The organism is Undibacterium sp. GW821-FHT11H02 (genome assembly GCF_058808015.1).
On the sequence record NZ_JBXARG010000002.1, the window covers coordinates 229,504 to 255,722 of the forward strand.

18 protein-coding genes are annotated in these 26,219 nt (G+C 47.6%); 4 read left to right on the plus strand and 14 right to left on the minus strand.

The genetic code is table 11. The features are described from left to right. Positions 1-135: 135 nt before the first annotated feature. The 6 genes from AC1RR2_RS03260 to AC1RR2_RS03285 form a co-directional block, all read right to left on the minus strand. Positions 136-1,347, minus strand: a complete 1,212-nt coding sequence (locus AC1RR2_RS03260; RefSeq protein ID WP_493220870.1) for a serine hydrolase domain-containing protein — start codon at positions 1,345-1,347, stop codon at positions 136-138. Positions 1,348-1,415: 68 nt separating this feature from the next. Further along, entirely contained in the window at positions 1,416-1,994 is a 579-nt protein-coding gene (locus tag AC1RR2_RS03265) for a DUF1579 domain-containing protein (RefSeq protein ID WP_493220871.1), read from the minus strand. Between the two features lie 383 nt (positions 1,995-2,377). After that, positions 2,378-2,719 (minus strand): YciI family protein, encoded by a 342-nt coding sequence (locus AC1RR2_RS03270; RefSeq protein WP_493220872.1) that lies wholly within the window; start codon positions 2,717-2,719, stop codon positions 2,378-2,380. A gap of 536 nt (positions 2,720-3,255) precedes the next feature. Then, positions 3,256-3,432, minus strand: a complete 177-nt coding sequence (locus AC1RR2_RS03275) for a hypothetical protein (protein WP_493220873.1) — start codon at positions 3,430-3,432, stop codon at positions 3,256-3,258. Between the two features lie 102 nt (positions 3,433-3,534). Further along, positions 3,535-3,759 carry a BrnA antitoxin family protein gene (locus AC1RR2_RS03280; protein ID WP_493220874.1) on the minus strand — a complete coding sequence of 75 codons (225 nt, stop codon included), beginning with the start codon at positions 3,757-3,759 and terminating at the stop codon, positions 3,535-3,537. Further along, positions 3,756-4,043 (minus strand): BrnT family toxin, encoded by a 288-nt coding sequence (locus AC1RR2_RS03285; RefSeq protein WP_493220875.1) that lies wholly within the window; start codon positions 4,041-4,043, stop codon positions 3,756-3,758. Before AC1RR2_RS03285 ends, AC1RR2_RS03280 begins: the two co-directional genes overlap by 4 nt. 515 nt (positions 4,044-4,558) lie before the next feature. Between AC1RR2_RS03285 and AC1RR2_RS03290 the strand changes: the two genes are divergently transcribed. The 4 genes from AC1RR2_RS03290 to AC1RR2_RS03305 all read left to right on the plus strand — a co-directional run bounded on the left by AC1RR2_RS03290 (position 4,559) and on the right by AC1RR2_RS03305 (position 14,960). Next, positions 4,559-9,241, plus strand: coding sequence for a glutamate synthase-related protein (locus AC1RR2_RS03290; RefSeq protein WP_493220876.1), 4,683 nt, complete (start codon positions 4,559-4,561; stop codon positions 9,239-9,241). A 255-nt stretch (positions 9,242-9,496) separates the two neighbouring features. Next, positions 9,497-10,960: a glutamate synthase subunit beta gene (locus AC1RR2_RS03295; protein WP_493220877.1), complete on the plus strand. Its 1,464-nt coding sequence runs from the start codon at positions 9,497-9,499 to the stop codon at positions 10,958-10,960. A 210-nt stretch (positions 10,961-11,170) separates the two neighbouring features. Continuing rightward, positions 11,171-14,416: a M16 family metallopeptidase gene (locus AC1RR2_RS03300; protein WP_493220878.1), complete on the plus strand. Its 3,246-nt coding sequence runs from the start codon at positions 11,171-11,173 to the stop codon at positions 14,414-14,416. A gap of 91 nt (positions 14,417-14,507) precedes the next feature. Then, positions 14,508-14,960, plus strand: coding sequence for a hypothetical protein (locus tag AC1RR2_RS03305; protein ID WP_493220879.1), 453 nt, complete (start codon positions 14,508-14,510; stop codon positions 14,958-14,960). An 18-nt stretch (positions 14,961-14,978) separates the two neighbouring features. Here the strand turns inward: AC1RR2_RS03305 and AC1RR2_RS03310 are convergent, their stop codons facing one another. The 8 genes from AC1RR2_RS03310 to AC1RR2_RS03345 form a co-directional block, all read right to left on the minus strand. Beyond that, entirely contained in the window at positions 14,979-16,349 is a 1,371-nt protein-coding gene (locus AC1RR2_RS03310) for a hypothetical protein (RefSeq protein WP_493220880.1), read from the minus strand. 18 nt (positions 16,350-16,367) lie between these two features. Then, the gene (locus AC1RR2_RS03315; protein WP_493220881.1) at positions 16,368-17,321 is read right to left on the minus strand and encodes an ABC transporter ATP-binding protein; all 954 of its coding nucleotides are present in this window, start codon (positions 17,319-17,321) and stop codon (positions 16,368-16,370) included. Then, positions 17,296-17,691 carry a GntR family transcriptional regulator gene (locus tag AC1RR2_RS03320; RefSeq protein WP_493220882.1) on the minus strand — a complete coding sequence of 132 codons (396 nt, stop codon included), beginning with the start codon at positions 17,689-17,691 and terminating at the stop codon, positions 17,296-17,298. Before AC1RR2_RS03320 ends, AC1RR2_RS03315 begins: the two co-directional genes overlap by 26 nt. Positions 17,692-18,026: 335 nt before the next feature. Beyond that, positions 18,027-20,438 carry a WD40 repeat domain-containing protein gene (locus AC1RR2_RS03325; RefSeq protein WP_493220883.1) on the minus strand — a complete coding sequence of 804 codons (2,412 nt, stop codon included), beginning with the start codon at positions 20,436-20,438 and terminating at the stop codon, positions 18,027-18,029. A 351-nt stretch (positions 20,439-20,789) separates the two neighbouring features. Further along, positions 20,790-22,199 carry a dihydrolipoyl dehydrogenase gene (gene lpdA, locus AC1RR2_RS03330; RefSeq protein WP_493221004.1) on the minus strand — a complete coding sequence of 470 codons (1,410 nt, stop codon included), beginning with the start codon at positions 22,197-22,199 and terminating at the stop codon, positions 20,790-20,792. A 214-nt stretch (positions 22,200-22,413) separates the two neighbouring features. Beyond that, entirely contained in the window at positions 22,414-23,730 is a 1,317-nt protein-coding gene (locus AC1RR2_RS03335) for a dihydrolipoamide acetyltransferase family protein (protein ID WP_493220884.1), read from the minus strand. Between the two features lies 1 nt (position 23,731). Then, positions 23,732-24,769, minus strand: coding sequence for an alpha-ketoacid dehydrogenase subunit beta (locus tag AC1RR2_RS03340; RefSeq protein ID WP_493220885.1), 1,038 nt, complete (start codon positions 24,767-24,769; stop codon positions 23,732-23,734). A gap of 2 nt (positions 24,770-24,771) precedes the next feature. Further along, the gene (locus AC1RR2_RS03345) at positions 24,772-26,004 is read right to left on the minus strand and encodes a 3-methyl-2-oxobutanoate dehydrogenase (2-methylpropanoyl-transferring) subunit alpha (protein ID WP_493220886.1); all 1,233 of its coding nucleotides are present in this window, start codon (positions 26,002-26,004) and stop codon (positions 24,772-24,774) included. Between the last annotated feature and the right edge of the window lie 215 nt (positions 26,005-26,219).

Below are 26,219 nucleotides of genomic sequence, written 5' to 3' on the forward strand. Positions count from 1 at the left end.
AACTGTAAAGTTAGCGACACACCTAAGCGATGCATGAACGCTCGCGAGTCTCTCAGTTGAAATATTCGCTAATTACGCGAGATCACTTAATCGCTCAATTAATAGCTCACTCAATCGCTCACTGTAAAGCGAGCTTCAAGGTGAGGCGGGTGTGAGCCGTGAGTCCCAAGCATAAGCACTTTCTACCCTATCGGCGACTTGATTAATCAGTGACATGCCACTGTCACTATTGGTCATCACCACTAAGCCATAGCCTTTTCGGATATGCCCAATCGCCCAAGCGCGGTAGCCCCAGTTGGCACCGCTATGGGAAAAATACCAGCCGTTGTTGCGTTGACTGATAGACCAGCCTATGCCAAAACGACCCACGCTGACTGGCGTAATCATTTCGCGCGCCGACTGTTGCGTGAGCAAGCTCTCATCTTTTCCTAGCAGCGCATTTTGCATGGCGATGATCACTTTTGACAAGTCACTCGGTGTCGTCCACAAGCCTGATGTCGCGAGTTCGGGATAAACATGCCATGGCGCAGCAAAACGCTGTCCCGCTTCATCGTGAGCAAGTGCCGCATTGGAATTGCCTTCCAAATTTTTCGCTTGCACAAAACTGCTATCGTGCATGGCTAGTGGCTGCAATATGCTTGTTCGCATCAAATCGGCGAAAGGGCGCCCGCTTACATCACTCATCGCTAATTGCATAAACATCACTCCGCCGCCGGAATATTTTGAAACTTGAAATGGTGCTTGCGTGAAGAGGATTTTTCCCACATTGGATGGTGGTTTGCCTTCGAGAATTTCTTCTGTCGTCGGCAATTTTGCGTCTGGTTCGTATCCCGGAAAGCCAAAACCATCTGCCGCACCGGAGGTGTGACTAAACAGCGCACGTGGCGTAATCGTTTGATTGGGAAAAGCGGGGTTTGCCGGTATGCGCAAAGATTTGAAATAGGTATTGACGTCCGTATCGAGATTGAGTTTGCCTTCCTGAACCAAACGCATGGCTGCCATTGCGGTGATCGGCTTACTGATAGACGCGGCCTGAAAACGGGTTTGCAAATTCAAAGCTTTGCCACTTTGCGCGTCGCTTACCCCATAAGTCTTTGCCCAATGCAGCTTAAAATCTTTGATCACCGCGATACTCATGCCAGGCACGTGAAACTTCTCCATCAGTTGCGTCAGGCTTAGCTTGTCCAGCTCGCTCTCTATGTGCTTTTGGGGTGCTTCTATCGCGCTGATCATGGCCTTCACGTCGTCCTGTGCTGAGACCTGATTACTTTGCAAAGCAAGCGCGAGCAGTATGCTCAGAGATAAGATAGCTTGTGTAGATCTTGGGAAGACAAACGGCAACAGCATGTAAAAATTCCTTTTTTGATATAAGCGATACGGGTGGGGAGCATATAGGATTTTTGCTCCCAAGACCATTATTTAGGATTGACTGCGCCTGCTGCCGGCCAGCTTGTGTTGCCCAGACGTTTAAGCTCCATCTCAAAGAAACGAACGGGTGCTTGATTTGGCGTAATCCGATCGCCCACTTCTTTCCAGGTGCCATCCTTGATCACTGCGGTATATCGGATAGTCATCGGACCCGCAGGAATTTCCCAAATAAATCCATCATCAGTTGGCGTCAGCGCGTAATCTCCCACCATACCCTGTGCATACGAATGCATGGTGTAAGCATTGGTACTTTGATTAAAAGAGATCGTAGCAAAAGCATTAAAAACAGTTTTTCCATTGGCATCATAACCGCGTCCCTCGATGACTTTGACACCGCCATCTAGAAACGGCCCGATTCGTTCTGTTTGCGTAACTTGATGTTTTTCACCATTTGGCAAAAGTGTCGACGCAGTACCGCGCCATTCACCATCCATAAATGACAATTTTTGCATTGCTTGCTGTTGCGCCGCCATTAATTTTGCGGAATCAGGCCGCCCTTGCGCAAAGCTACTTGGTACGACGACCAAGCTCATCAAAAGTGCCATTGCTATTGATTCTATTTTCATTTCGTTCTCCAGTAGTGAAAAGCTAGTTTGCTGATTCTTGCTTTCGCAATGACAGTGACTCTATTTTGCTTGAACATCAAGGGAGAAAACAGTAGCTGTTATCACGATTCTTTTGTGACAAATGTCATTAGGGTCAGACTGAAGTCAAACAAAAATAATGAACACGTGTCGAGACTGAGATAGGTGGATGATCTAGGCCGGTTTCGTGCGTATATTGCAGTTCGGTCAAGGTGCATATGTGCAGTCAAATTAGATTTGATTCAGTATTGAGGTTGACACATTTTGTGCGAAGTCAGAACGCTGGATTGTGTAGGCATAACACTGTGTAAGGTGACTTCGTGCCTGTGTCGGGGGCTGTCAGCAGCAATACCTGAGTGTCGCACTTAAGACTGTGAATCCAAGCCAAAGACGCGCAATTCTTGTGCGCATCGGCAAGCTTTAGCGATGCGCGCCGCCCAAGCAAGAGCCTCATCACGTGTGCCTAATTCCAATACAGTGAAACCACCATTCAGCCTTGGTGCCCAAGGATAGCCGCCCGTCGTCACTGTGCCATCGGCTGCAACCAGTACTGGTGGCGCACTTTCATCAATTCCACCAGCGAAGACATAGACTCCCGCTGCTTTTGCTTCTTCAATTACAGCGTGTGCGTCGTGACCGACTTGTGCCAGTTCGTGATCTGGTACTTGCATTGCTGCGCTGGGGAAAGAGATGAGATATTTGGCCATGGCGATTTTGTTCGCAGAATTGATCTTAGTTTTAGTGAGTTCTGTTGATGAAAAGTGACGAGAGACTGACTATTAAATACTTGAATTCTAATTGGCTTTCATCGGGGGGGAATTGACCTCTGAATTTAGTTTTTAATCTGCAAAATATGGAGCTTGGATTGTAATAGTTTGACCCGCTGGGTGTAGGTGCTGCGTTTTCTTAAATCCGATTGTCATTGTTTAATTTCATAACCACGACCTTGTTCAAACTCCAGGTATTCCGCAGCAATAGCACGATCACTAAAGATTCCCTTTGTTTGATCTTGCGTATTCGATCCATTTAATCCTTGTAGTGTTGCGATTGAATTGATCGAATCAATGCTTTCCTGAGCTGGTGCAATAAATGCTTGAAGGTAGTTGTCGAGAATGCGCTTTCCTGGTGCTGCGATTTTTTGTGTCAGCGCATTCAGATAGTCATTTTTATTTGTGTCATGTCAGTTGATAGAGAGACCAGCGCGCCTACAAAGTTCTGTATGTACCGCAGGATAGTTCGTCCATTACCGATCCATAATCGGATGACCAGAGGCAAAAAGACCCATGACTTCGCCATGACGATCACGCATCTTCGTATGGTCTTGCCCAAGGTTTGAACCGGACTGAACAGCGAGTGAGGCGCTTTGCGGATGGCTAAAAAGAGTAACGCCTTTGTTAGTCACACTATCTGGCGCGGTCATACTCCTATCTTGAACAGCCCAAGGATAAAAGCTTGCGAATAAAATATGATGAACCCTCAGAAAATGTTCATCGGTGATTTCGTTTCAATCGCACAATTTGAATTAAACAGTCTGCGGCCACTTAATCTCCACCTTCCGCCCACTAGCAATACAGTCCCGCAAATACAAATTAATTAAACTCTGATATGGCACGCCAGCCTCATCAGCCATGCCTTTAAAGTAGTCCACAACATCTTCAGAAAGTCGCATAGTCACAGGCTTCTTCAGTTTAGATGCATAGGGGTTTTTTCTGGACTTTAGTTGAGAGAGGTCGTATTCATCTTTCATTTTCTTACACCTTGGTAGTACGCACTTTCGCGCTTGGTTGCTTGGCGGGCTGAGATGATGCGAATAATTGCACCGTGACTTCGTTCGCAATGACAAACGATGAGTAGTCTTGCGCTTGAACTCATACCTAACATCAAGAATCGATCTTCGTTTGAAGAATGATCTTCGTCATAGAACTGAACGCCAAACTCGTCAAAGAATACGGTTTTGGCTTCATCAAACGAGATTTGATGTTTTTTGAGGTTGCTTGTCGCTTTGGACTCATCCCATTCAAATTTAATCATACGTACATTGTATTTACAAAAATTGTTAAGTCAAGTTGGGCAAAAGTGGAAAATTTTAGATTGCAATTGATTTGCAAAGAGCCTAAGTCAGCATACATAATCAAAAATGCATAATTTAATATAAATTAACTCTGATCTTCATTATCAATAAATACAATTTAGAGCTGAAAAGTGAAACTTCACTCCTGCGCAGCATATCCATGCTAAAGCACCAGTTCTAGTTAGACCGTCTCTATCTATGCATCAATCTGTGTTCATTTTCATTCGGCGCAAAGTGTCCTTCTAAATTTACTCCGTCCCCAATAAAAATTATCAAAAAATAAGACCAATTTTTATAAACTCTGACCCTAATTTTTCTTGTTGTGAAATCTTTTGCGCTGCACTATTCTTGAGCCCAAGTTTGATTTTTTTATTGTCGATTGAGTGATTTCCAAAACTTTATTTGGAATTGTTCAGCAAGCAGATTGAGGTACTTCGGTTGAGAAGTGCTCCAATGCAACAGCAGGAGAAAAGCTATGCAAGCACAAGGTTTATACGATCCGAGTAATGAAAAAGACGCCTGTGGTGTCGGTTTTATTGCGCATATCAAGGGTAAGAAGACGCATGCCATCGTTGAACAAGGCTTGCTGATTCTGAAAAATCTGGATCATCGGGGCGCGGTGGGTGCCGATGCCTTGATGGGTGACGGTGCGGGTGTCTTGATTCAAATTCCGGATCAGTACTACCGCGAAGAGATGGCGAAGCAGGGTGTGGAATTGCCGCCGCCAGGTGAATATGGTGTCGGCATGATCTTTTTGCCTAAGGAACATGCTTCTCGTTTGGCTTGCGAACAAGAGATCGAACGTGCGGTGCGTGCTGAAGGCCAAGTTGTGTTGGGCTGGCGCGATGTGCCGGTTGACCGCGACATGCCGATGTCGCCGACCGTGCGTGAAAAAGAGCCAGTGATTCGCCAGATCTTTATCGGTCGTGGTCCTGACATCATGGTGACCGATGCTTTGGAGCGTAAGCTCTACGTGATCCGTAAATCGGCAGTGCATGCGATTGAGGCTTTACACCTCTTGCATGGTAAAGAATATTTCGTACCGTCGATGTCGGCGCGTACCATCGTCTACAAAGGTTTGCTGCTCGCGGATCAAGTTGGCGTGTACTACAAAGACTTGCAAGACGAGCGTTGCGTCTCGGCTTTGGCGCTCGTGCATCAGCGCTTCTCAACCAATACTTTCCCAGAATGGCCATTGGCTCACCCATACCGCATGATTGCGCACAACGGCGAGATCAATACCGTGAAAGGTAACTTCAACTGGATGCGTGCACGTGAAGGCGTGATGAAGTCTGCGGTGCTCGGCGACGATTTGCAAAAACTCTATCCGCTGATTTTCGAAGGCCAATCCGATACTGCAAGTTTTGATAACGCGCTCGAACTCTTGGTGATGGCAGGTTATCCAATCGCGCAAGCGATGATGATGATGATTCCAGAAGCTTGGGAAAATCACACCATGATGGACGACAACCGTCGCGCTTTCTACGAATATCATGCGGCGATGATGGAACCATGGGATGGTCCCGCAGCGATGGCATTCACCGATGGTCGCCAAATCGGCGGTACTTTGGATCGCAATGGTTTGCGTCCAGCGCGTTACATCATCACTGATGATGATTTGGTGGTGATGGCATCTGAATCTGGCGTCTTACCGATTCCAGAGGCACGCATCATCAAAAAATGGCGTCTGCAACCAGGCAAGATGTTCTTGATCGACTTAGAAGCTGGTCGCATCATCGACGACAAAGAAATCAAAGACACCTACTCCAATGCTAAGCCTTACAAGCAGTGGATTAATTCCGTGCGTATCAAACTCAATTCACTCAAAGGTGAAGAAGACAATACACCAGAAGCGGCTTCCTTATTGGATCGTCAACAGGCATTCGGTTACACGCAAGAAGACATCAAATTCTTGATGGAGCCAATGGCGGTGTCCGGTGAAGAAGCGATTGGTTCTATGGGTAACGACTCTTCCTTAGCGGTGATGTCGAATAAGCTCAAGCCACTGTATAACTACTTCAAACAATTATTCGCGCAGGTGACAAATCCACCGATCGATCCTATCCGTGAAGCGATGGTGATGTCGCTGGTGTCTTTCATCGGCCCTAAACCGAATTTGCTCGACACGAATAACATCAATCCACCGATGCGTTTGGAAGTGTCACAACCAGTCTTGGATTTCGCCGATATCGCAAAGTTGCGTAACATCAGTGCGAACACTGGCGGTAAATTCAAATCCTACGAGCTCGATATTTGCTACCCAGTCGCATGGGGCAAAGACGGTATCGAAGCACGCTTGGCCTCTATCTGTGCAGAAGTCGTGGATGCGGTGAAATCCGGTCACAACATCATGATCATTACCGATCGTAAGATGGATGCGAACTTTGTTGCGATCCCTGCTTTGTTAGCAACTTCAACCGTGCATCAACATTTGGTCAGCAAGGGTTTGCGTACCACGACAGGCTTGGTAGTCGAAACGGGTTCTGCTCGTGAAACACATCACTTCGCTTTGCTCGCAGGCTATGGCGCGGAAGCTGTGCATCCTTACTTAGCGATGCAAACACTCGCGGATATGTCGAATAAGCTGAAGGATGTCGATGCAGAAAAAGCCATCTACAACTACACCAAAGCGATTGGCAAAGGCTTGCATAAAGTCATGTCGAAAATGGGTATCTCAACTTATATGTCTTATTGCGGCGCGCAGATTTTTGAAGCCGTTGGTTTGAATAAATCTTTGGTCGACAAATACTTCAAAGGTACTGCGTCGAACGTCGAAGGCATAGGCGTTTTTGAAGTCGCGGAAGAAGCTTTGCGTTTGCATAAAGCGGCGTTCGGCAATGATCCAGTGTTAGCGAATGCACTCGATGCGGGCGGTGAATATGCTTTCCGTATCCGCGGTGAAGACCACATGTGGACGCCAGATTCGATTGCGAAGTTACAGCATTCCACTCGTTCAAACAACTTCAATTCCTACAAAGAATACGCACAGATCATCAATGATCAATCCAAGCGTCACATGACTTTGCGTGGTTTGTTTGAATTCAAGATTGATGCAAGTAAAGCGATACCGCTGGACCAAGTTGAGCCAGCCAAAGAAATCGTTAAACGCTTTGCGACGGGCGCGATGTCCATGGGTTCGATCAGTACCGAAGCGCATGCGACATTGGCCATCGCGATGAACCGTATTGGCGGTAAATCTAATACCGGTGAAGGCGGAGAAGATCCAGCGCGCTACACACAAGAGTTGAAAGGCATCCCGATCAAGCAAGGCGCGACCATGGCTTCCGTGATTGGGCGTGAAAATGTCGAAGTCGATATTCCTTTGCAAGACGGCGACTCTTTACGCTCACGTATTAAACAAGTTGCGTCCGGTCGTTTTGGTGTGACTGCAGAATATTTAACGTCAGCTGATCAGATTCAGATCAAGATGGCACAAGGTGCAAAGCCAGGTGAAGGCGGTCAGTTGCCCGGTCATAAGGTGTCGGACTACATTGCGAAATTGCGTTTCTCTGTGCCAGGTGTAGGCTTGATTTCTCCGCCACCGCACCACGATATTTATTCCATCGAAGATTTGGCGCAGTTGATTCATGACTTGAAAAACGTCAATCCACGTGCTTCGATTTCTGTGAAGCTGGTGTCTGAAGTCGGCGTCGGTACGATTGCTGCAGGTGTGACCAAGGCGAAATCTGATCACATCGTGATCGCAGGTCATGACGGCGGCACAGGTGCTTCACCTTTGTCATCAGTCAAACATGCAGGCACACCATGGGAACTAGGCTTGTCCGAAACCCAACAAACTTTGGTTTTGAATGGTTTGCGTGGTCGTGTTCGTGTACAAGCCGATGGTCAAATGAAAACCGGTCGTGACGTGGTGATCGCCGCGATGCTCGGTGCCGACGAAATCGGTTTTGCAACGGCACCGTTGGTAGTCGAAGGCTGCATCATGATGCGTAAGTGTCATTTGAATACTTGCCCAGTTGGTGTCGCGACACAAGATCCTGAATTGCGTAAGAAGTTTTCTGGCAAGCCTGAATATGTTGTGAACTATTTCTTCTTCGTCGCAGAAGAGGCGCGTCAAATCATGGCGCAACTCGGTATCCGTACTTATGATGAATTGATCGGTCGTGTGGATCTCTTGGATAAATCCAAAGCGATCACACACTGGAAAGCGAAGGGCTTAGATTTCAGCCGTATCTTCCATCAAGTGGATGCAAGCGAAGAAGTCGCGATCCGCCATGTTGAAGATCAAGATCATGGTTTGGATAAAGCATTGGACAACAAGCTGATCGCCCAAGCGAAATTGGCGTTGGAAACAGGCGAGAAAGTGTCCTTCATCCAGCCTATCAAAAACTTGAACCGTACCGTCGGCGCCATGTTGTCCGGTGAAGTGGCGAAACGTTACGGCCACGCTGGTTTGCCAGATGACACTATCCACATCCAATTGCAAGGTACAGCAGGACAATCCGCAGGAGCATTTTTGGCACGCGGTGTCACTTTGGATTTGGTGGGTGAAGGCAATGATTACGTCGGTAAAGGTTTGTCCGGTGGTCGCATCATCATTCGTCCGAACACCGAGTTCCGTGGCTGGGCGGTTGATAACATCATTTGCGGTAACACGGTTTTGTACGGTGCGATTGCGGGTGAGGCATTCATCAATGGCGTGGCAGGTGAACGTTTCGCGGTGCGTAATTCAGGCGCTTTGGCGATCATCGAAGGTACGGGTGATCACGGTTGTGAATACATGACGGGCGGCACGGTAGTCGTGCTAGGCGCGACAGGCCGTAACTTTGCAGCGGGTATGTCTGGCGGTATCGCTTATGTCTACGATCCAGATGGTGAATTTGCGCCTAAATGCAATATGTCTATGGTGACTTTGGAGTCGGTCTTGGCGGGTGACGAGCAAGAAAAAACCATTCCGAAATCGCAGTGGCACGCCAAGACACGCGGCGCAGAGCCAGAGACGGACGAAGCGATTTTACGTAACGCAATTGAACGTCATTTCAAACACACAGGCAGCACGCGTGCGCGTAATTTGTTAGACGACTGGGCACGTAGTCGCGCCAAGTTCGTCAAGGTATTCCCACACGAATACAAACGCGCTTTGGGTGAGATGTATGCGGCGAAACAGGCTGAAGTGAAATTGGAAAAAGCGGCTTAAGGACGAAACGGCTTAACCGCAGAGGCGCAGAGAAAGCCAAAGCAGCGACGATAGATATATTCGTCATTCCCGCGAAGGCGGGAATCCAGTGACTTCAGTTGATCAACGAACGCCGCTGGACTCCTGCCTACGCAGGAGTGACGGTTAACTAGTTTTGCTGTCAATCTATTTTCTGTTGGTTTCAATGTCTCTGAATTGAGAAGTTCTAAAAAGTTAAAACACGCGCATTGCGCCTAGCTAGATTGAGGTTTTATCATGGGAAAAGTAACAGGTTTTATGGAATACCAGCGCTTGCAAGAAGCGAGCGAAGCGCCGAAAGCGCGCTTGAAGCATTACAAAGAATTTTTGATGCATCTGGACGATGGTCAAGCCAAAATCCAAGCGGCACGTTGCATGGATTGCGGCATCCCGTTTTGCAATAACGGCTGCCCAGTCAATAACATCATCCCAGACTGGAATGATTTGACTTACAACGGCAATTACCAACAAGCCTTGGAAGTGCTGCACTCCACGAATAACTTTCCAGAATTCACAGGAAGAATTTGTCCAGCACCTTGTGAATCAGCCTGCACACTCGGCATCAATGAACTGCCAGTTGGCATCAAATCGATAGAGCATTTCATCATCGATAAAGGTTGGGAAAACGGTTGGGTCACACCACAAATCCCTGCACACAAAACAGGTAAAAAAGTCGCGATCGTTGGTTCCGGTCCAGCAGGTCTGGCAGCCGCTCAGCAATTGGCACGCGCTGGTCATGATGTGACAGTTTTCGAAAAAAATGATCGCGTCGGTGGTTTGCTACGTTACGGCATTCCTGATTTTAAAATGGAAAAATCCCACATCGACCGTCGCGTTGAACAAATGCAAGCAGAAGGCGTGACTTTCCGCACCAGCGTTTTAGTCGGCAAAGATTTTCCAAGCAATATCACCAACTGGGCGAAAGAAACCGTCTCCCCAGATAATTTGAAAAAAGAATTTGATGCCGTGATCGTCGCAGGTGGCGCTGAAGTACCGCGTGATTTGCCTGTGCCAGGTCGCGAACTCAAAGGTGTACATTTTGCGATGGACTTTTTGCCTTTGCAAAATAAGGTGAATGCAGGAGACAAGATCAAAGATCAATTGTCCGCAAGTGGCAAGCACGTCGTGGTCATCGGTGGTGGCGATACAGGTTCCGATTGCGTTGGCACCTCGAATCGTCACGGCGCAAAATCAGTCGCTCAATTTGAACTGATGCCACAACCACCAGAAACAGAAAACAAACCGCTAGTCTGGCCGTACTGGCCAACCAAATTGCGCACCTCCTCTTCACACGAAGAAGGCTGTGATCGCGATTGGGCAGTGGCGACAAAACGCCTAGAAGGCAAGGGCGGCAAAGTAGAAAAACTGATTGCCTGCCGCGTTGAATGGAAAGACGGCAAGATGTCGGAAGTACCCGATTCTGAATTCGAAATGAAAGCAGATCTCGTGCTTCTAGCGATGGGCTTCGTCTCACCAGTGGCACAAGTCTTGGATGCTTTTGGTGTCGACAAAGATGCACGCGGCAATGCACGCGCTACGACCGATGGTGAAGGCTGCTACAAAACCAATGTAGAAAAAGTCTACGCAGCAGGCGATATGCGCCGTGGTCAATCGCTGGTCGTATGGGCGATCCGCGAAGGCCGTCAATGCGCGCGTGAAGTGGATATGTTCTTGATGGGCGAATCAGTTTTGCCGCGCTAGTTATCGAGTTAATTTTTAAAGTTGTACCTTGTCGTAAGCTTAAGGTTTCCCTCCAATGTGTTCATTAGTGAATGTATTGGAGGGTTTTTTTATTTGAGGAAATATGACATTTTTGCGTACATTGCTTTAAAAATAGGGCGGCAGGAATTATAGTGCTGTAAAATTGATAACTTCAATTTTCTTTGTGCTTCGCTTATTCCCTTCATGCGCATGCCTTTCACATTCTACAGACTTGCCCTCGTCTGTATCTTGCCTTTGTTTGCAAGTAGTGCGCATGCCGCGCTCGATTTACAAGCGCCTATGCCGGTCGATCCAACGCTCAAACTTGGGCATCTTAAAAATGGTTTGACCTACTACATCAAAAAGAACGAACAGCCTCAACAAAAAGTAGAGCTACGTTTAATTGTGAAATTTGGCTCCATCGATGAAAGTGACGATCAGCGTGGTGCCGCGCACTTCATCGAACATCTTGCTTTTAAACACACGCAACATTTCAAAAACGATAGTTTGCGTTCAAAGATGGAGACGATAGGCCTTAAGTATGGTCGAGACTTGAATGCCTTCACCGAATATGACTTGACCCGATATGAAATATCCTTACCCAATAATAAAAAGGAGAATTTGCAAATCGGCTTGCAAGCATTAGCTGATTTTGCCGGTGGAGTTGAGTTTCGGCCTATCGATATCGCGGGTGAAGAAGCAATTATTGTAGAGGAGCAGCGCCTCAGAGATAACTTAGATTCTAGAAAAAACCGGGCAACTCTTGCGCTGGCATTACAAGGCACCAGGTATCCTGACCGTCCACCTATTGGTGTCGAAGCGGTTCGTAAAAATTTTACTGCCATGATGTTGCAGAGCTTATATCGTGAGCATTATCGACCTGATCGTATGGCGGTCATGATCGTTGGTGATGTCGATTCTTTGCTTGCGGAAAAATTGGTAACGCAACTATTTTCAGCGCAGAAGACACCCGCAATTCCCGCCAAAGAGCGAATGCAAGAATCGCGACAATTTGCTGAGCCTGGTTTGAAAGTGTTTGCTGATCTTGAGCAAAGCACACATCAAATCGAATTGATGTATTCCGTCAGAGATCAGAAGGATATGCAAACGATCGCCCATTTTCGGGAAGGCATGGTGAAGCAATATTTTGTGGAGATGATGAAGAATCGTCTCTCAACTTACAACGAAAATTATATTCGGGCGAGCGGCGTGCGCACTGAGCTACTCAGAAACAAGAAATTAGAGTCTCTAAAATTCGAATTCGCAAAGGGAAGAGAAGGGGCCGCCATCCATGCGGCTATAGGAAAAATACTTCAGGTGCAGCAATATGGCTTCCTCGAATCTGAGTTGCAAGAGCATAGACAATTTAGCTTGAATTCATTCGAACAAAGCTATTTGGAACGGAACAAAATAAGATCAAGCACCCATATTGGCGACTATCTGGATCACTTTCTTTATGGCGACAGTTTGTCTAGCGTCTCGCAGTATTGGGATCTGCTGCAAAAACTACATCCGGGTATTAGCCTTGAAGAAGTTAATGCTTATGCGAAGGCGCAATTTTCTTCTAAAGAGCTGAAACAAATTTTATATACGGTTCCCAAAAAGGATGAAGCTGCCGTTCCTGTGAAAGCCGATTTATTGAACAAGATCGCCCTTGCGGAGCAACAACAAGTGGCGCCAATGGTGGCTAGGACAGGTATCAAATCATTAATGAAAACGCCGCCTGCCACAGCTGGAAGCATCATCTCAGAAAAAGAAAATTCTGTTTATGGCACCACGGAATTAGGCCTGTCGAACGGCATTACGGTGATCTTCAAGAAGACTGATTTTACGAATAATAAGGTCAGCATGCTCCATCAAACTTATGGAGGAAGCTCTTTGGTCGGCCCTGATGATACGCTGAATGCAACGCATGGACCAGACCTGACTAACGCAATGGGATTCGATAACCTTGGCCCGCGTGATGTGCAAGAATTTTTACAGCCAAAATCTGTGTCCTTTAGATTAGCGATAACGCCTTATCTTGAAACGGTGATCGGTGATAGTTCTGCTGCGGACATAGAAACACTGCTGCAATTAAATTATCAGCGGCTCACCAATCCATCGAAAAATGCAATACTTTTTTCCATGGCACTTGGACGTATAAAACGTAATTTTCAGCAATTCATAGAGCGACCAGAATGGATAAACGCCGACCAGTATGTGAAACTGCTCTATAACAGTAATCCACGTATTACGTATATACCTCGCTTAGAGGATATCGAGACCATGGATATGAATAAAGTTGTTGCTACTTTCGATCGCTTGCACGCTAATTTTTATGGAAGCTATTTTGTTTTTGTCGGCAATGTTGATCTGGAAGTGATGCGCCCCTTGATAAGAAAATATCTGGCGAATTTGCCTGGCACGTATCAGGTGAGAAATCGAGAATTGGCTTTTCCCTTACCTGTGCAAGGTGTCGTAAAAAAAGAGATTTTTGTTGGAAAAGATAATAAGGCACAGGTACAAATAGGATTTGCCGGTAGCATGACATACACGGATGAAGAGCGACTGCGCTTAACTATGCTGACCGATATTCTACAGTTACGCTCGATCCAATCCTTACGCGAAGATAAACGATTGATTTACGCAAGTGGTGTTGCTAGTGAAGCGTTGCCAATAGCAGGTGGTCGTTACCAATTGTTGCTGACCTTACCCTGCGCCGCGGAGCAGACTGATGCCGTTATATCGGCTTTGGCCCTGGAGTTAGAGCGTTTACAAAGTGTCCCTGTGAGCACTGTGGAATTGAATAAAGTCAAAAAAGCTTGGGCGCAAGTACATACAGAATCACTGCGGAATGATAATTATTGGGCCAGGCGTTTGCTCGACGCCAAGTTGAATGGACAAGCAGCGCTACTATTAACTGCACCTGAAAAAGTATTAGCGACAATCACTACGGATTCTATCAAGCGTGCAGCGAATCAATATTTAGATAAACGAAATTATGTGCAATTGGTGCTTAAACCAGAAAGTATGGCTCAAGAAGAACAGGCGGAAATCAGTGCCTATAAAAAATTTGTGCCACGAGACCTAGGACTCGAAATACTTGAGCAGCATTATCGAAGAGACACGAGTTTGAGCGTGGAAATTACCAAATCCTTTCATCCAAAAAAAGACGATTTCATTTTTTCTGATAGAACGTCAAATTTGCAGGAAATAAAATTAGTGCTCGATAACTTGACTGACCTGACGGTCAGTAGTTGTCTGGCCGAGGCGAAACAAGCGCAACTTGAATTGACGAGAAATTTATTTGACCGAGTTTCAATTATTCACCTTAGTGGAGCGGGTGAAAAAGGCGAAAGAAGGGATCTTAGTAATGAAAAGGTTAAACGCTATTATGAATTGTTAGAGAGCTCTAATCAAATTGCCCCGTCTATTCCTAAGAAAATCAAAAGATGTGAAGATGGTGCGAGATAAATCAATAATTATCATCCTTAGCTCGTTGTAAAACGTCTATTTCAAGTATCGGCAATCGCGCTTAAGATACCTGTTTTTTGCGGAGACTACGATGCGATTTACCTACTTATTTCTGTTGTGCTTAGTGTTTGAACTCTTTTCTCAACAAACCGTGACGGCGCAAGAAAAGACTTTGCTGGAGATTACTGCACAAGAAGCCAAAAAACTAAAAACACCGTATGAATTTCGCGTCGCTAGTTTTGCGCAGGATGAGGGGTCATATGGCAGTGGCGCTTTGATACTATTAATCAGCAATGATACCAACACCGCAGTGATCAATTTACAAGGTGTTCGTACTGAATTGAAGGCGATGCAAAGTGTTGCAACGCCGAGCTGCGCAACAGGTGCGACACGCCAGCAAATTTACGCCAAAGACCAATTGCGACTGACGGTAAAATTTAAATTGAAAGCGGGCGAGGAAGCTTGTTGGGCTGAGGGATTGGTGTCTATCCGTACCGACAAACACACCAACCGCTATTTGGTCAAAGGCGTTAGTGGCTTGTAAATGCACCAGCATTTGCTGTCATAGATAAGCAAGTACGCGCTCGCGGGTCCAAAGTTGATTGGCGTAGATTAAGGCACAGATGCCGGTCACGATGACACCAGATAAGTAACTCAGGTCCATGCTGAACAGCGCCGCTTTTATCGGGTCTTGCTTGTGTAGATAAAAGTAGCTTGCAATACCCGCCGCTGTTACTAAGCACGTCAAAAATAGATAGAAGAAACTGCGGCCGGGCTTTTTGCTGCCGCGAATGAGCAGACCGACGCAAAATGCGCTGAGTAATTCTATGATCAAAGTGGCGATGCTGAACAAGGATGGCGATGCCGTACGTTGGTATGTCAAAGGCGTTGCTATCGATATTTTTAAACCATACAAGAGAAGAAATAGAATAAGCGCCCAGAAGCTGTAATACATCACACTGGAGACAAACAAGTGATAGGCGATGCGACCTCGTTGAAAATGTCTGGGCAGGAGTAAAAAGCGCCAATGCAGATCTTTCACCACGATGTAAGAGCTGGAAAATGCAGCAATCATTACTAAGAAGATGAGGTGGGGTAAAGTGATAGCTGCTTGCCAGTCGACGACCAGCATGGGGCTGATAAAGAGGAACCAGAACAGGCCCATATTTTTAAGTAATTTATCTGAAGCTGCCAGGGCATCTTTCTTTTGACGGGCGTTTATAGAGCCGAGGTTGGTAAAGCGAAAATAGAAGTGACGCAGGTCGCTGATGATGCCGAATTCTTTCAATTGCAAAAATAGCGCTTTCCCTTTTTGCACAGGCGGCTTTTTCCAGTACAACAGCACACCGATAGCGAGTATTGGCCACGCCAAGATGGCAATTAAATGCCACGCCCACGAGGCATTGATCCACTGACTGATCCCCATGAAAAAAATGATATAAGTCAGAAACGATGCAAATCCGCACAGCAAGCAATAGCAGCGTTTATTCAGATAATTATTGAATATCAATGGCAAACAGAACCCGCCCGCTAAACTCAAGGAGACCATGCCCAACAAGGCCGTAGTAGGAAATAGACTTTGATGACTTAGCTCCAATGTAGTCGTCGCACAAAATACGACAATCAGGAGTAAGCCGGTACGCATCAAAATGGCTCGCTGCCAGGCTTGCCATAGACGAACTGGCGTCTGCATGTGCTTGAAAACTCGGGCACCCACTAGCAAAACGCGTCCCCATTTTAGGCCGCCTATCATTAAACTAATGAGGCATACGCTGGCAAAAATAGTTGCATAGAATGACCACTGCGTGTCATTCCTATTCAACAAAAATAGGCTGTAAACGATGACTAGCAAGCTTAAGAAGAAGTTCGTTACATAGCTGGTGGCACTACGGGAATACGTGAACGCTAGCGCGGGCTTTTCTAAATTAGACATGGTTTTTATCATCACGAATTAAGAATTCAAGGCGATAAAAAGATCGTCGAGGCCGTTGATGGTTGGCGCTTCCATGATGTCTTCGATATTAAGATGAGTCGCTGGATTTTTCCTTGTCCAGTTGTTCAAGCTGCGAATGTCTATGATGAGCTGTTCGGCATTTTCAAAAATGCACAGCGATTTTGGAAGATGGAATGAAGACTTCGGTAAGATCCGTACAAATTCCAAAACCGCATCCCACTCTTCAAACAACTGAATTCTGCCATCGCGCATGAACGCGACGTGAGACACCACACGTTCTAAGTCGCTCAATAAATGGCTGGAGATCAGAATGGTCGGTGCGTAGTCAGCGTCGTTGTCGTGTGCTTCATCATCGGAATCAGCAAAGAAGGGGCGCTCATCTTGAAACAAGGAGCGCATGAAATCACGACGTGTCATAGGATCTAGACTAGATACGGGTTCATCTAGAATGATGAGATCGGGCTGATGGGCAAGCGCGAGTACTACGGCTAATTTTTGTTGATCGCCACCAGACAATTGACTTACTTCCCGCCCCATGGGCAGGCGCAAGCGTAGTGCCAGTTCTATGGCACGTCGTTCACGCCATTTGGGATAGGCTTGACCTATCATCTTGATGTGCTTTTCAACTGTCAGCCAGGGAAACAAATCAGCCGATTGCGCCACGAAGCCTAGTCGTTCACGTATCGCGTCGTCCATGTCTAATGCAGGTGTGTCGAATAAGCGCGCTTGACCTTGTTGAGGAATTTGTAGCCCGACCAAACAACGCAACAAGGTCGATTTGCCGCAACCATTGGCACCAATGAGACCTACTACCGCACCCTGAGGAATCGCTAGATTAACGTCTTGCAATATTGATTTGAAGCTGTAAGAAAAATGCAAATTTTCGCAAGTCACGGCATATTGATTCTTGCACTGCACCTTAGTTTTAGTCTGCATTTTTCTTACTTTCATTCTCTATCTTCTTAAGCGCTTGTTCAAAGAGTTTCAGCGCTTGTGCTTTTTCCAAGCCTAGCTGATGAGCAACTTGAGCCGCGCTCAACATGGCTGGCATCGCTAAATTGGTCTTGTCTTTTGCCGCATTACGTCGTTCTGCAACCACCATGCCGACCCCACGCATACGCACCAATACCCCCTCGGTCTCCAGCATGTTGTAAGCCTTGCTAACCGTCATGGGATTAATCGCATGCTGTAAAGCGACGGTGCGAACCGAGGGCAGGGTATCACCTGAAACTAACTGACCACTGGCGATAAAACGCTTCACCTGATCGATGATCTGGCGAAATATCGGCGTGCTACTTGAGGGGTGGATATCGTAATTCATTGCGCATTAGTGTATCACTACGATAATACGCATTGCAAGTGAATATTCTTTGAAATAATTCGAAGTGATAACAAGGAGAGTAGTAACAGGGAATTGCGCGTTTGTATCTTGCGCTCGATGCAACTTGGAGAGGAGATTTGATTTGTCGTGGCAGCTTGTTTGGTGTCTTGTCGACACCAAACAATTTTTCTCGCAATACTAAATATGCAAAGCATGCCCCAATGCGCGCAGCGCTGCCTCTTGCATCGCCTCGCACAGAGTTGGATGCGAATGGATAGTCCCGGCTACATCTTCTAATATTGATCCCATTGCAAAGGATCAACCAAACGGCGTGCTCATTGATTGATTTGTGTGTCGACTTCAACGATAGCAATTGTCCCATCTGCCTTGCCTACGGCGAGTCGATTGGCTTGGTGATTGAAGGCAAGGGAGGCCGCTTCGCCAGAAATAATCAGTTCACCAACTAAGAGGTGTTGCTGTAAATCCCATACACGTACCAGACCATCGAGTGAAGCGCTTGCGACGTAACGGCCATCTTTGCTGATTGCCGTAGCCGCTGTGATGGCAATCCCCTCGCTGTTGCGGTTGCGATGTCGCGGTAGGCGGGCAATGATCTTGCCTTGGTCGTAGTCCCATACAGCGAGACGATGTTGGCGCTGATCAGCAACCACCATTCGATTACTGTTGGCCGGAAAATCAGTCAGGAAATTGCCTTGACCTACGGCTTTTCCGGTAGTGAGACGATATACAACGTAATGTGTTGGTCCGTCTCCACTTGCATTTGGAAACGCGATTCTGAGATAGTTAGCATCCGCGCTGAGCAGCAGCTCTTCTGGGCTGTCGTACTCGTCGAGTTTCAGATCAAGTTTATGGATTTTGACTTGCTTCCTTGTATTGTCCCAGAGGTAGATTTGATTTTTGTTGAATAAGACGGCGAGTCGACCATTGCGTGCCGCGAAGCCAAGGACTTCTCCTTTAAGTTTTACTGTTTCTTGCTTTTTACCCTTATCGTCAAATATTTCAAAAGTATTCGCATTGCGTTTAAAGAAAAGTTCAGAGTCAGCATCCAAACGCATATTGGGATAAAGGTAGTTATCAGGGTTGTTGGCGTTATTGATGGCTTTGATTTCTTCACCGTTTGACAAATTTTTGACGGTTTTGTACGCTTGATACCACGTAGACTGTCCACGCAATATGCCAGAGTCATCAAAGTTAATACTGAAGTTAGCCTTTATGAGTCTCTTATCATTGACGCTCCATTGCGCCACTCCGCTACGCATATATTGTGAACTATCGTCATATCCACGATAGCGTGCCAGTAGTTGTTCGTTCAGCGTAAAAAACAGTTCTGCAACGGGACTAGGATAAACTGTGACTTCGCTATCATCTCGCTTTGCAAGCATCGCTCGTGGTGCTGCTAAAGTTGAATTCAGAAGTAGTTTTGGCTTTGGGTTCGGTGTTGCAAAACTTTGGACGGTGCGGATTTGTTCAGTAATAGAGCATGTTTGCACGTTTTTTTCCGTCTCAAATGGCGAAGATTGGAGAAATTTCTTTGGTATGTCGACGCGTTTGATTTGAGCGCTGCCTGAGAGGTTGGGATAGGCACTGGTTTGAACATTTGATGCGCTGTTTGTACCTGTAGAACGCTCCAGCAAGACGAGGGACAACATGAACCCGCCACTCGCATCAGGTAGCAGTGATATGACCTTGCCTGGAGATTGGTAGAGTGTCGCTCCATGCTTCTTGTTGGCGTCAAAAAGCATGAGGGCCTTATTGTCCACGGCGGCCAACCACCTCCCAAGCGGATCAATGGCAACAGTGTCGGCGAAGCCCCCCAATGTGAGTTGTCGTGCTTCAGCGCAGGTGTCGAGCGGTTTCAACATCATGCCCGTTTTTTCATTGATCCACTGACCGGTATAAATCAATTGTGCGAAGCGGGGATTGACCGCCATTCCTGCGCGAGGAGATTCATCACTATTGGGTGGGGCGATGGTGTGTGTGTCGACTTCGATGCCAGTATCAAGATCCCACACGCTGGCACTCCTTCCCACATCGTAATGACCACGATACCATTCATTTACGATCAATCGACGATCATTCGCATAAAAGGCGATTGCGACTGGCATGCCGACTGTACCTGAAATGTCACCGTAGTACATGGAATCGAAAATGTGCAATCGTTTTCCCGTTTTGACCTGCCATACTTGTGTCGTGCCGTCGTCGGCTCCGCTCGCCAATGTGTCATTGGAAACAGCGAACGCGAGGGCGGTAATAGCTCCAGTATGTCCTTTGAATTCGCGTAAGACTCTCTTCTCGCTACGAGAATAAATGGCGACGCGTGCGTCGAGGTAGCCGATCGCTAATACGCTACCGTCGGCATTGAGTGCGATCGCGCTCGGTAGCCCGCTATTAGGTGTTGGGTTTGGGTTATCGAGAATCTTGCTTCGCTCAGCATTTTTTGCTTTGCTTGTTTCGGTGTTTGCCGGAATACGTTCGAGCGGAATAGTGCTCATCGCATCCCAAATAATGATCTCGGCTTGACTCGTAATATGTGCAGCTATTTTGCCATTACCTGAGATGCTTAATGCACTTGGCGAGTTGATCGCTTCGGGAAAGTTCAATGCTTTCCAATTGAGCGGCTGTACTTTGTTTTCTTGTGCCAAACTGGCTTGTAGCATGAGTAGCGAGGGGAGGGCGATGCCGAAGAATAAAACACAAAGTCTGTGCAGTGCGCGTATTGGTTTCACTTGTATGTCCTTCATGCATTTTATAGATCGACGACCTAGCTAGCTTCAAACTTTTTTGGTAGATTGGGGAGCCGTGGTCATTACTGCGTTACATAATACTGAAAACCGCGCATTTGTCGATATCAGATGAGGAAATTCTACAATTTGATGCCGCCATACACTTGACGTGCCAAATAGTTCTCGAAGGCATTTTGGTAGGTGAAGCGCTTTTGAATTGAACGATATGAATTGAAGCTGATAATATGCAGATATGAGTGAACTTACTTAATAGACGTTAGTCAACCTAAACTATAGCCGCAAAGAATAATAAAAATTCCTCGCGGCTTTTTTTTGCGTGACGCAGCTTAGTTCTCAAATATGCAAAGCATGCCCCAAAGCACGCAGCGCAGCTTCTTGAACTGCTTCACCCAGCGTAGGATGAGAGTGAATAGTGCCAGCCACATCCTCTAAGGTTGAACCCATTTCTAAAGATAAACCAAAAGCCGCACTCAGTTCAGATACGCCTTTACCAACCGCTTGCCAACCGACGATCAAGTGATTGTCTTTGCGCGCGACCACGCGTACAAAACCTTCGCTCGATTCCAAAGTCATGGAGCGACCATTGGCTGCGAAGGGGAACATCGCTGTGATGCAATCTAATCCTGCGGCTTGCGCCTCTTGTGGTGATTTGCCGACCACAACTAATTCAGGATCGGTAAAGCACACGGCTGGAATGGAGGCAGGGGTGAAATGACGGCGTTTGCCAGCGATGATTTCTGCCACCATTTCACCTTGCGCCATGGCGCGATGCGCCAGCATAGGTTCGCCAGCCACATCGCCAATCGCCCATACGTCACGCATGGAGGTGCGGCATTGATCGTCGATCTTGATCGAACGACCATTCATGTCTAGCATCAGACTTTCTAAACCAAAACCTTCAGTGCGTGGGCGACGTCCAACCGCGACTAAGACTTTATCGCAAGCGAGTTCCGATTCTTCACCTGCGGCGTTTTTCACCCGCACTGCATCGCCACTGGCATTCAAACCTTGCACGGTGAGGCCAAGATGCACTTCTATGCCCAATTGTTTGAGCGCCGTTTTGACGACCTTGGTAAGTTCTTCATCGTAAGCTGGCAAGATGCGATCGAGTGATTCCACGACCGCCACTTCGGCGCCGAGTTTGCGATAAGCAATACCGAGTTCTAAGCCGATGTAGCCGCCACCGACGACGACCAATTTTTTTGGAATTTCGGTGGGCGATAAGGCTTCGGTAGAGCTGATGACCTTGCCATTGCCAGAACCAAAGGGCATGAAAGGCAATTCAACGGGTGTTGAACCAGAAGCGATGAGTAAATGTTGGCAAGTGATACGTTGAACTTCTTTGCCATCCTGCATGACGGCGACGGTTTTACCATCAAGTATTTGCGCCCAGCCTTTGATGACTTGCGCACCATTCTTTTTTAGCAGCGCGCCTACGCCCGATGTTAGGCGTTTGACGATGCCGTCTTTCCAACTGATCGTTTGCGCGATATTAATGCTCGGTGAGCTCACTTGTATGCCTATGGAAGAACCATGGGCGTAATGCTTGGCTTTTTCGAATTCCTCAGCAGCATGAATGATGGCTTTCGATGGAATGCAGCCGATATTTAAGCAGGTACCGCCGAGTTGATCACCTTCGATGAGGATGGTCGGGATTTTAAGTTGTGCGGCGCGAATAGCGGCGATGTAACCGCCAGGGCCACCGCCAATGACGAGGAGGGTTGTGGATGTTGTTTGCATGATTCGTTCCGAAATTAGTATTGTCTGAATTCTGTGATGTCACACTCCCTTCTCCCGCAAGCGGGAGAAGGGGCTGGGATGAGGGGGCTTGGACGTGCCGTGAATTGGGAAAAATACGAATGGTTTCACGTCCTTCTGCGTTCCTCTTTTTTTGGCGATGCACATTTCTGAATCGCCCTCACCCCAACCCTCTCCCGCTTGCGGGAGAGGGAGCTATCTAATCAATAAACAGCGTCGCCGGACATTCCAAATAGCCACGTATAGTTTGAATAAACTGCGCCGCATCCATACCATCGACTACGCGATGATCAAATGACGAGGACAGATTCATCATCTTGCGAGCGACCACTTGGCCATTGCGTATCATTGGACGTTCCACCATTTTGTTGACACCGATGATGGCAACTTCAGGAGAATTGATAACCGGTGTCGACACAATACCGCCGAGAGCACCTAAGCTAGAAATTGTGATCGTCGAACCGGACAATTCTTCGCGCGTCGCTTTGCCTATGCGCGCTGCTTCGGCTAGGCGACCCATTTCATTCGCATTGCCCCACAAATCGCGAGCCTCGGCATGACGTACCACAGGCACCATCAAACCCGCCGGAGTTTGTGCAGCAATACCCAAATGCACCGCGGCAAACTGCGTGACCGTGCCAGCTTCGTCATCGTAGCGTGCATTGATTTGCGGATAATCACGCACCGCTAACACCACGGCACGCATGAGTAATGGCAATAGGCTGAGCTTGCCGCGTTCCTTGCCCCACTTTTGATTGAGCTGGGTGCGCAAAGCTTCGAGCTCCGTGACATCGACTTCTTCGACGTAAGAAAAGTGCGGAATGCGACGTTTCGCATCTTGCATTTTTTGTGCGATTTTACGGCGCAGACCGATCACGGGAATCGCGGTTTCTTCATGGAGTTCGCGGTAGCTATTGCCGTCCGTAGCGACAGGCGCCGAGCCACGCGCGACGTAAGCATCTAAATCGTCTTGCGTGATGCGTCCCGCAGCACCAGTGCCAGCAACGAATTGCAATTCCACGCCTAGATCCCAAGCGCGGCGACGTACTGCTGGCGAGGCGATGGGTTTCTCGCCATTAGCGCGTGCTGCACTTGGAACACTGCTGCTGGCTTTAGCGGCTGTGTTGGTTGAAGCTGCTATGGCAGGAGCAGCCGCTTTTGCAGGTGCTGGAGTAGCTGGTTTCTCCGCAACTGGTGCTGGTGCGGTTGCAACCGGAGCAGCTTTCGCTGGAGCAGGTGCCGCTGGCGTAGCATTCGCATCTACATTACCCGCACCTTCCACTTCGATACGAATCAATTCCGAACCGACCGCCATGACTTGACCCGCCGCGCCACCGAGCGCAATGACCTTGCCATGCACAGGACTAGGAATTTCTATCGTCGCTTTGTCAGTCATGACGTCGGCCATGACTTGATCTTCGGTGATCATATCGCCGACTTTGACATTCCACGCGACCAACTCAACTTCTGCAATACCTTCGCCGATATCCGGCATTTTAATAACATGAATACCCATCTTATTTCTCCATCGCACGTTTGAATGCCGCGGCAACGCGGGCTGGACCAGGGAAGTAATCCCACTCTTGCGCATGCGGATAAGGTGTATCCCAACCTGTCACGCGTTCTATCGGTGCTTCCAGATGGTAGAAACAATGCTCTTGTACGAGAGCCGTCAATTCCGCGCCAAAGCCGCTGGTGCGCGTCGCTTCATGTACAACTACGCAACGACCAGTCTTTTTCACTGACGCTAAAATCGTCGGCAAATCCAAAGGCCAAATGCTACGTAAATCAATGATCTCGGCATCGACACCACTTTCTGCGGCTGCCGCTTCTGATACCCACACCATGGTGCCATAGGTGAGTACAGTCAGATCCTTACCTTCGCGGAACACAGATGCGGATTCCAACGGCACGGTGTAATAACCTTCAGGTACATCGCCCATAGGATGCTTAGACCAAGGCACCACTGGTTGATCATGATGACCATTAAACGGGCCGTTATAAATACGTTTCGGTTCCAAGAAAATGACGGGATCATTGTTCTCGATCGAAGCAATCAACAAACCTTTGGCGTCGTAAGGATTAGATGGCATCACCGTGCGTAAACCACAGACATGGGTGAACACCGCTTCCGGACTTTGGCTGTGGGTTTGACCGCCATAAATACCGCCACCACAAGGCGTGCGTATCGTCAGTGGCGCGGTGAAATCACCGGCAGAACGGAAACGCAAACGCGCCGCTTCCGACACGATTTGATCGTAAGCAGGATAAATATAATCGGCGAATTGAATTTCGATCACAGGACGCAAACCATAAGCGCCCATGCCGACTGCCGCGCCGACGATACCGCTTTCTGAAATCGGCGCATCGAACACGCGTGATTTACCGTACTTCTTTTGCAGGCCTTCGGTACAACGAAATACACCACCGAAATAGCCAACGTCCTGCCCGAACACCACCACATTGTCATCACGCTCCAACATCACATCCATCGCTGATCGCAGCGCCTGGATCATGGTCATGGGCGTGGATTTTCCTTTTACATCGTTGCTCATCTTTAGATCCCCAATTGTTGGCGTTGCTGACGCAAATGCTCAGGCATATGCTCATAGATGTCCTCAAACATTTCTGCCGGACTAAACACATGGTTGTCGGCCAGAGAGCCAAATTTCTCAGCCTCTTTCTGCGCAACGATCACCATCGCCTCTAGTTCTTTTTGGGTATCCTCATGTTCTTGTTCGGACCAAGCATTTTGATTGATCAAGTATTGTTTGAGACGAGCAATTGGATCGCCCAAGGGGAAATGGCTGGCATCATCTAAAGGACGATATTTGGATGGATCGTCTGAGGTTGAATGTGGGCCCGCACGATAGGTGACCCATTCAATCAGGGTTGGTCCGAGATTACTGCGCGCACGTTCTGCCGCCCATTTTGAAGCAGCATACACGGCGAGGAAGTCATTGCCATCAACGCGTAAAGCGGCAATACCGCAGCCAACGCCACGTGCCGCAAAGGTCGTGTTCTCACCACCCGCAATTGCTTGGAAAGTCGAGATCGCCCATTGATTATTCACTACGTTCAAAATCACTGGCGCGTGATACACGTGGGCGAAAGTCAGTGCAGTATCAAAGTCGGCTTCTGCTGTCGCACCATCACCTATCCATGCGGAGGCGATCTTGGTATCGTTCTTGATCGCCGAGGCCATGGCCCAACCCACTGCCTGTATGTATTGCGTGGCGAGATTGCCGGAAATCGAAAAGAAGCCTGCTTCTTTAATTGAATACATGACGGGTAATTGACGACCTTTAAGTGGATCACCTTCATTCGACATCAATTGGCAAATCAATCCATGCAAAGGCACATCACGTGCCATCAAAATACTTTGCTGGCGATAAGTCGGGAAGCACATGTCATCGCGATTTAATGCCATCGCTTGTGCAGCACCGATCGCTTCTTCGCCAAGACTTTGCATGTAGAAAGACATTTTCTTTTGGCGCTGCGCAATCAACATGCGCGAGTCGAAAATGCGCGTCTTCATCATGGCACGCATACCAGCGCGCAAAGTTTCTATACTGATGTCCGGTACCCAAGGACCGACCGCATTGCCTTGTTCGTCGAGTACGCGTATCAGTGAATACGCCATATCGCGTGTATCGACAGGAGTCACGTCGACTTCAGGACGACGTACTTCACCCGCTGGCGATAGTCGCAAATAGGAAAAATCGGTAGTTTGGCCGGGACGGCCGGTGGGTTCCGGTACGTGCAAACGTAACGGTTCTGAGTGTGGCATGAAAGTCTCCTTGCTCAATTGTGTTGAGCAATGTTAATCATATTCTTACCGCATCTTGTCGTGCGATACGGCTTGTCTCTTTGGTGATGAGCTAATTTCTTTTGGAATCTAGCTCACCGAAAGTGTTATTACTTTCTGGCGCAAAGTATCCACAAATAGCTATGCCTTGGCAAGCGAGAGATGAGGCTTTCTTGATCTGTCACGACAAATTTTTA

Bases quoted from the DNA above. Each gene is read 5' to 3' on its own strand.
- AC1RR2_RS03260 (WP_493220870.1), bottom strand. From the start codon at position 1,347: ATGCTGTTGCCGTTTGTCTTCCCAAGATCTACACAAGCTATCTTATCT.
- AC1RR2_RS03265 (WP_493220871.1), bottom strand. From the start codon at position 1,994: ATGAAAATAGAATCAATAGCAATGGCACTTTTGATGAGCTTGGTCGTC.
- AC1RR2_RS03270 (WP_493220872.1), bottom strand. From the start codon at position 2,719: ATGGCCAAATATCTCATCTCTTTCCCCAGCGCAGCAATGCAAGTACCA.
- AC1RR2_RS03275 (WP_493220873.1), bottom strand. From the start codon at position 3,432: ATGACCGCGCCAGATAGTGTGACTAACAAAGGCGTTACTCTTTTTAGC.
- AC1RR2_RS03280 (WP_493220874.1), bottom strand. From the start codon at position 3,759: ATGAAAGATGAATACGACCTCTCTCAACTAAAGTCCAGAAAAAACCCC.
- AC1RR2_RS03285 (WP_493220875.1), bottom strand. From the start codon at position 4,043: ATGATTAAATTTGAATGGGATGAGTCCAAAGCGACAAGCAACCTCAAA.
- AC1RR2_RS03290 (WP_493220876.1), top strand. From the start codon at position 4,559: ATGCAAGCACAAGGTTTATACGATCCGAGTAATGAAAAAGACGCCTGT.
- AC1RR2_RS03295 (WP_493220877.1), top strand. From the start codon at position 9,497: ATGGGAAAAGTAACAGGTTTTATGGAATACCAGCGCTTGCAAGAAGCG.
- AC1RR2_RS03300 (WP_493220878.1), top strand. From the start codon at position 11,171: ATGCCTTTCACATTCTACAGACTTGCCCTCGTCTGTATCTTGCCTTTG.
- AC1RR2_RS03305 (WP_493220879.1), top strand. From the start codon at position 14,508: ATGCGATTTACCTACTTATTTCTGTTGTGCTTAGTGTTTGAACTCTTT.
- AC1RR2_RS03310 (WP_493220880.1), bottom strand. From the start codon at position 16,349: ATGTCTAATTTAGAAAAGCCCGCGCTAGCGTTCACGTATTCCCGTAGT.
- AC1RR2_RS03315 (WP_493220881.1), bottom strand. From the start codon at position 17,321: ATGAAAGTAAGAAAAATGCAGACTAAAACTAAGGTGCAGTGCAAGAAT.
- AC1RR2_RS03320 (WP_493220882.1), bottom strand. From the start codon at position 17,691: ATGAATTACGATATCCACCCCTCAAGTAGCACGCCGATATTTCGCCAG.
- AC1RR2_RS03335 (WP_493220884.1), bottom strand. From the start codon at position 23,730: ATGGGTATTCATGTTATTAAAATGCCGGATATCGGCGAAGGTATTGCA.
- AC1RR2_RS03340 (WP_493220885.1), bottom strand. From the start codon at position 24,769: ATGAGCAACGATGTAAAAGGAAAATCCACGCCCATGACCATGATCCAG.
- AC1RR2_RS03345 (WP_493220886.1), bottom strand. From the start codon at position 26,004: ATGCCACACTCAGAACCGTTACGTTTGCACGTACCGGAACCCACCGGC.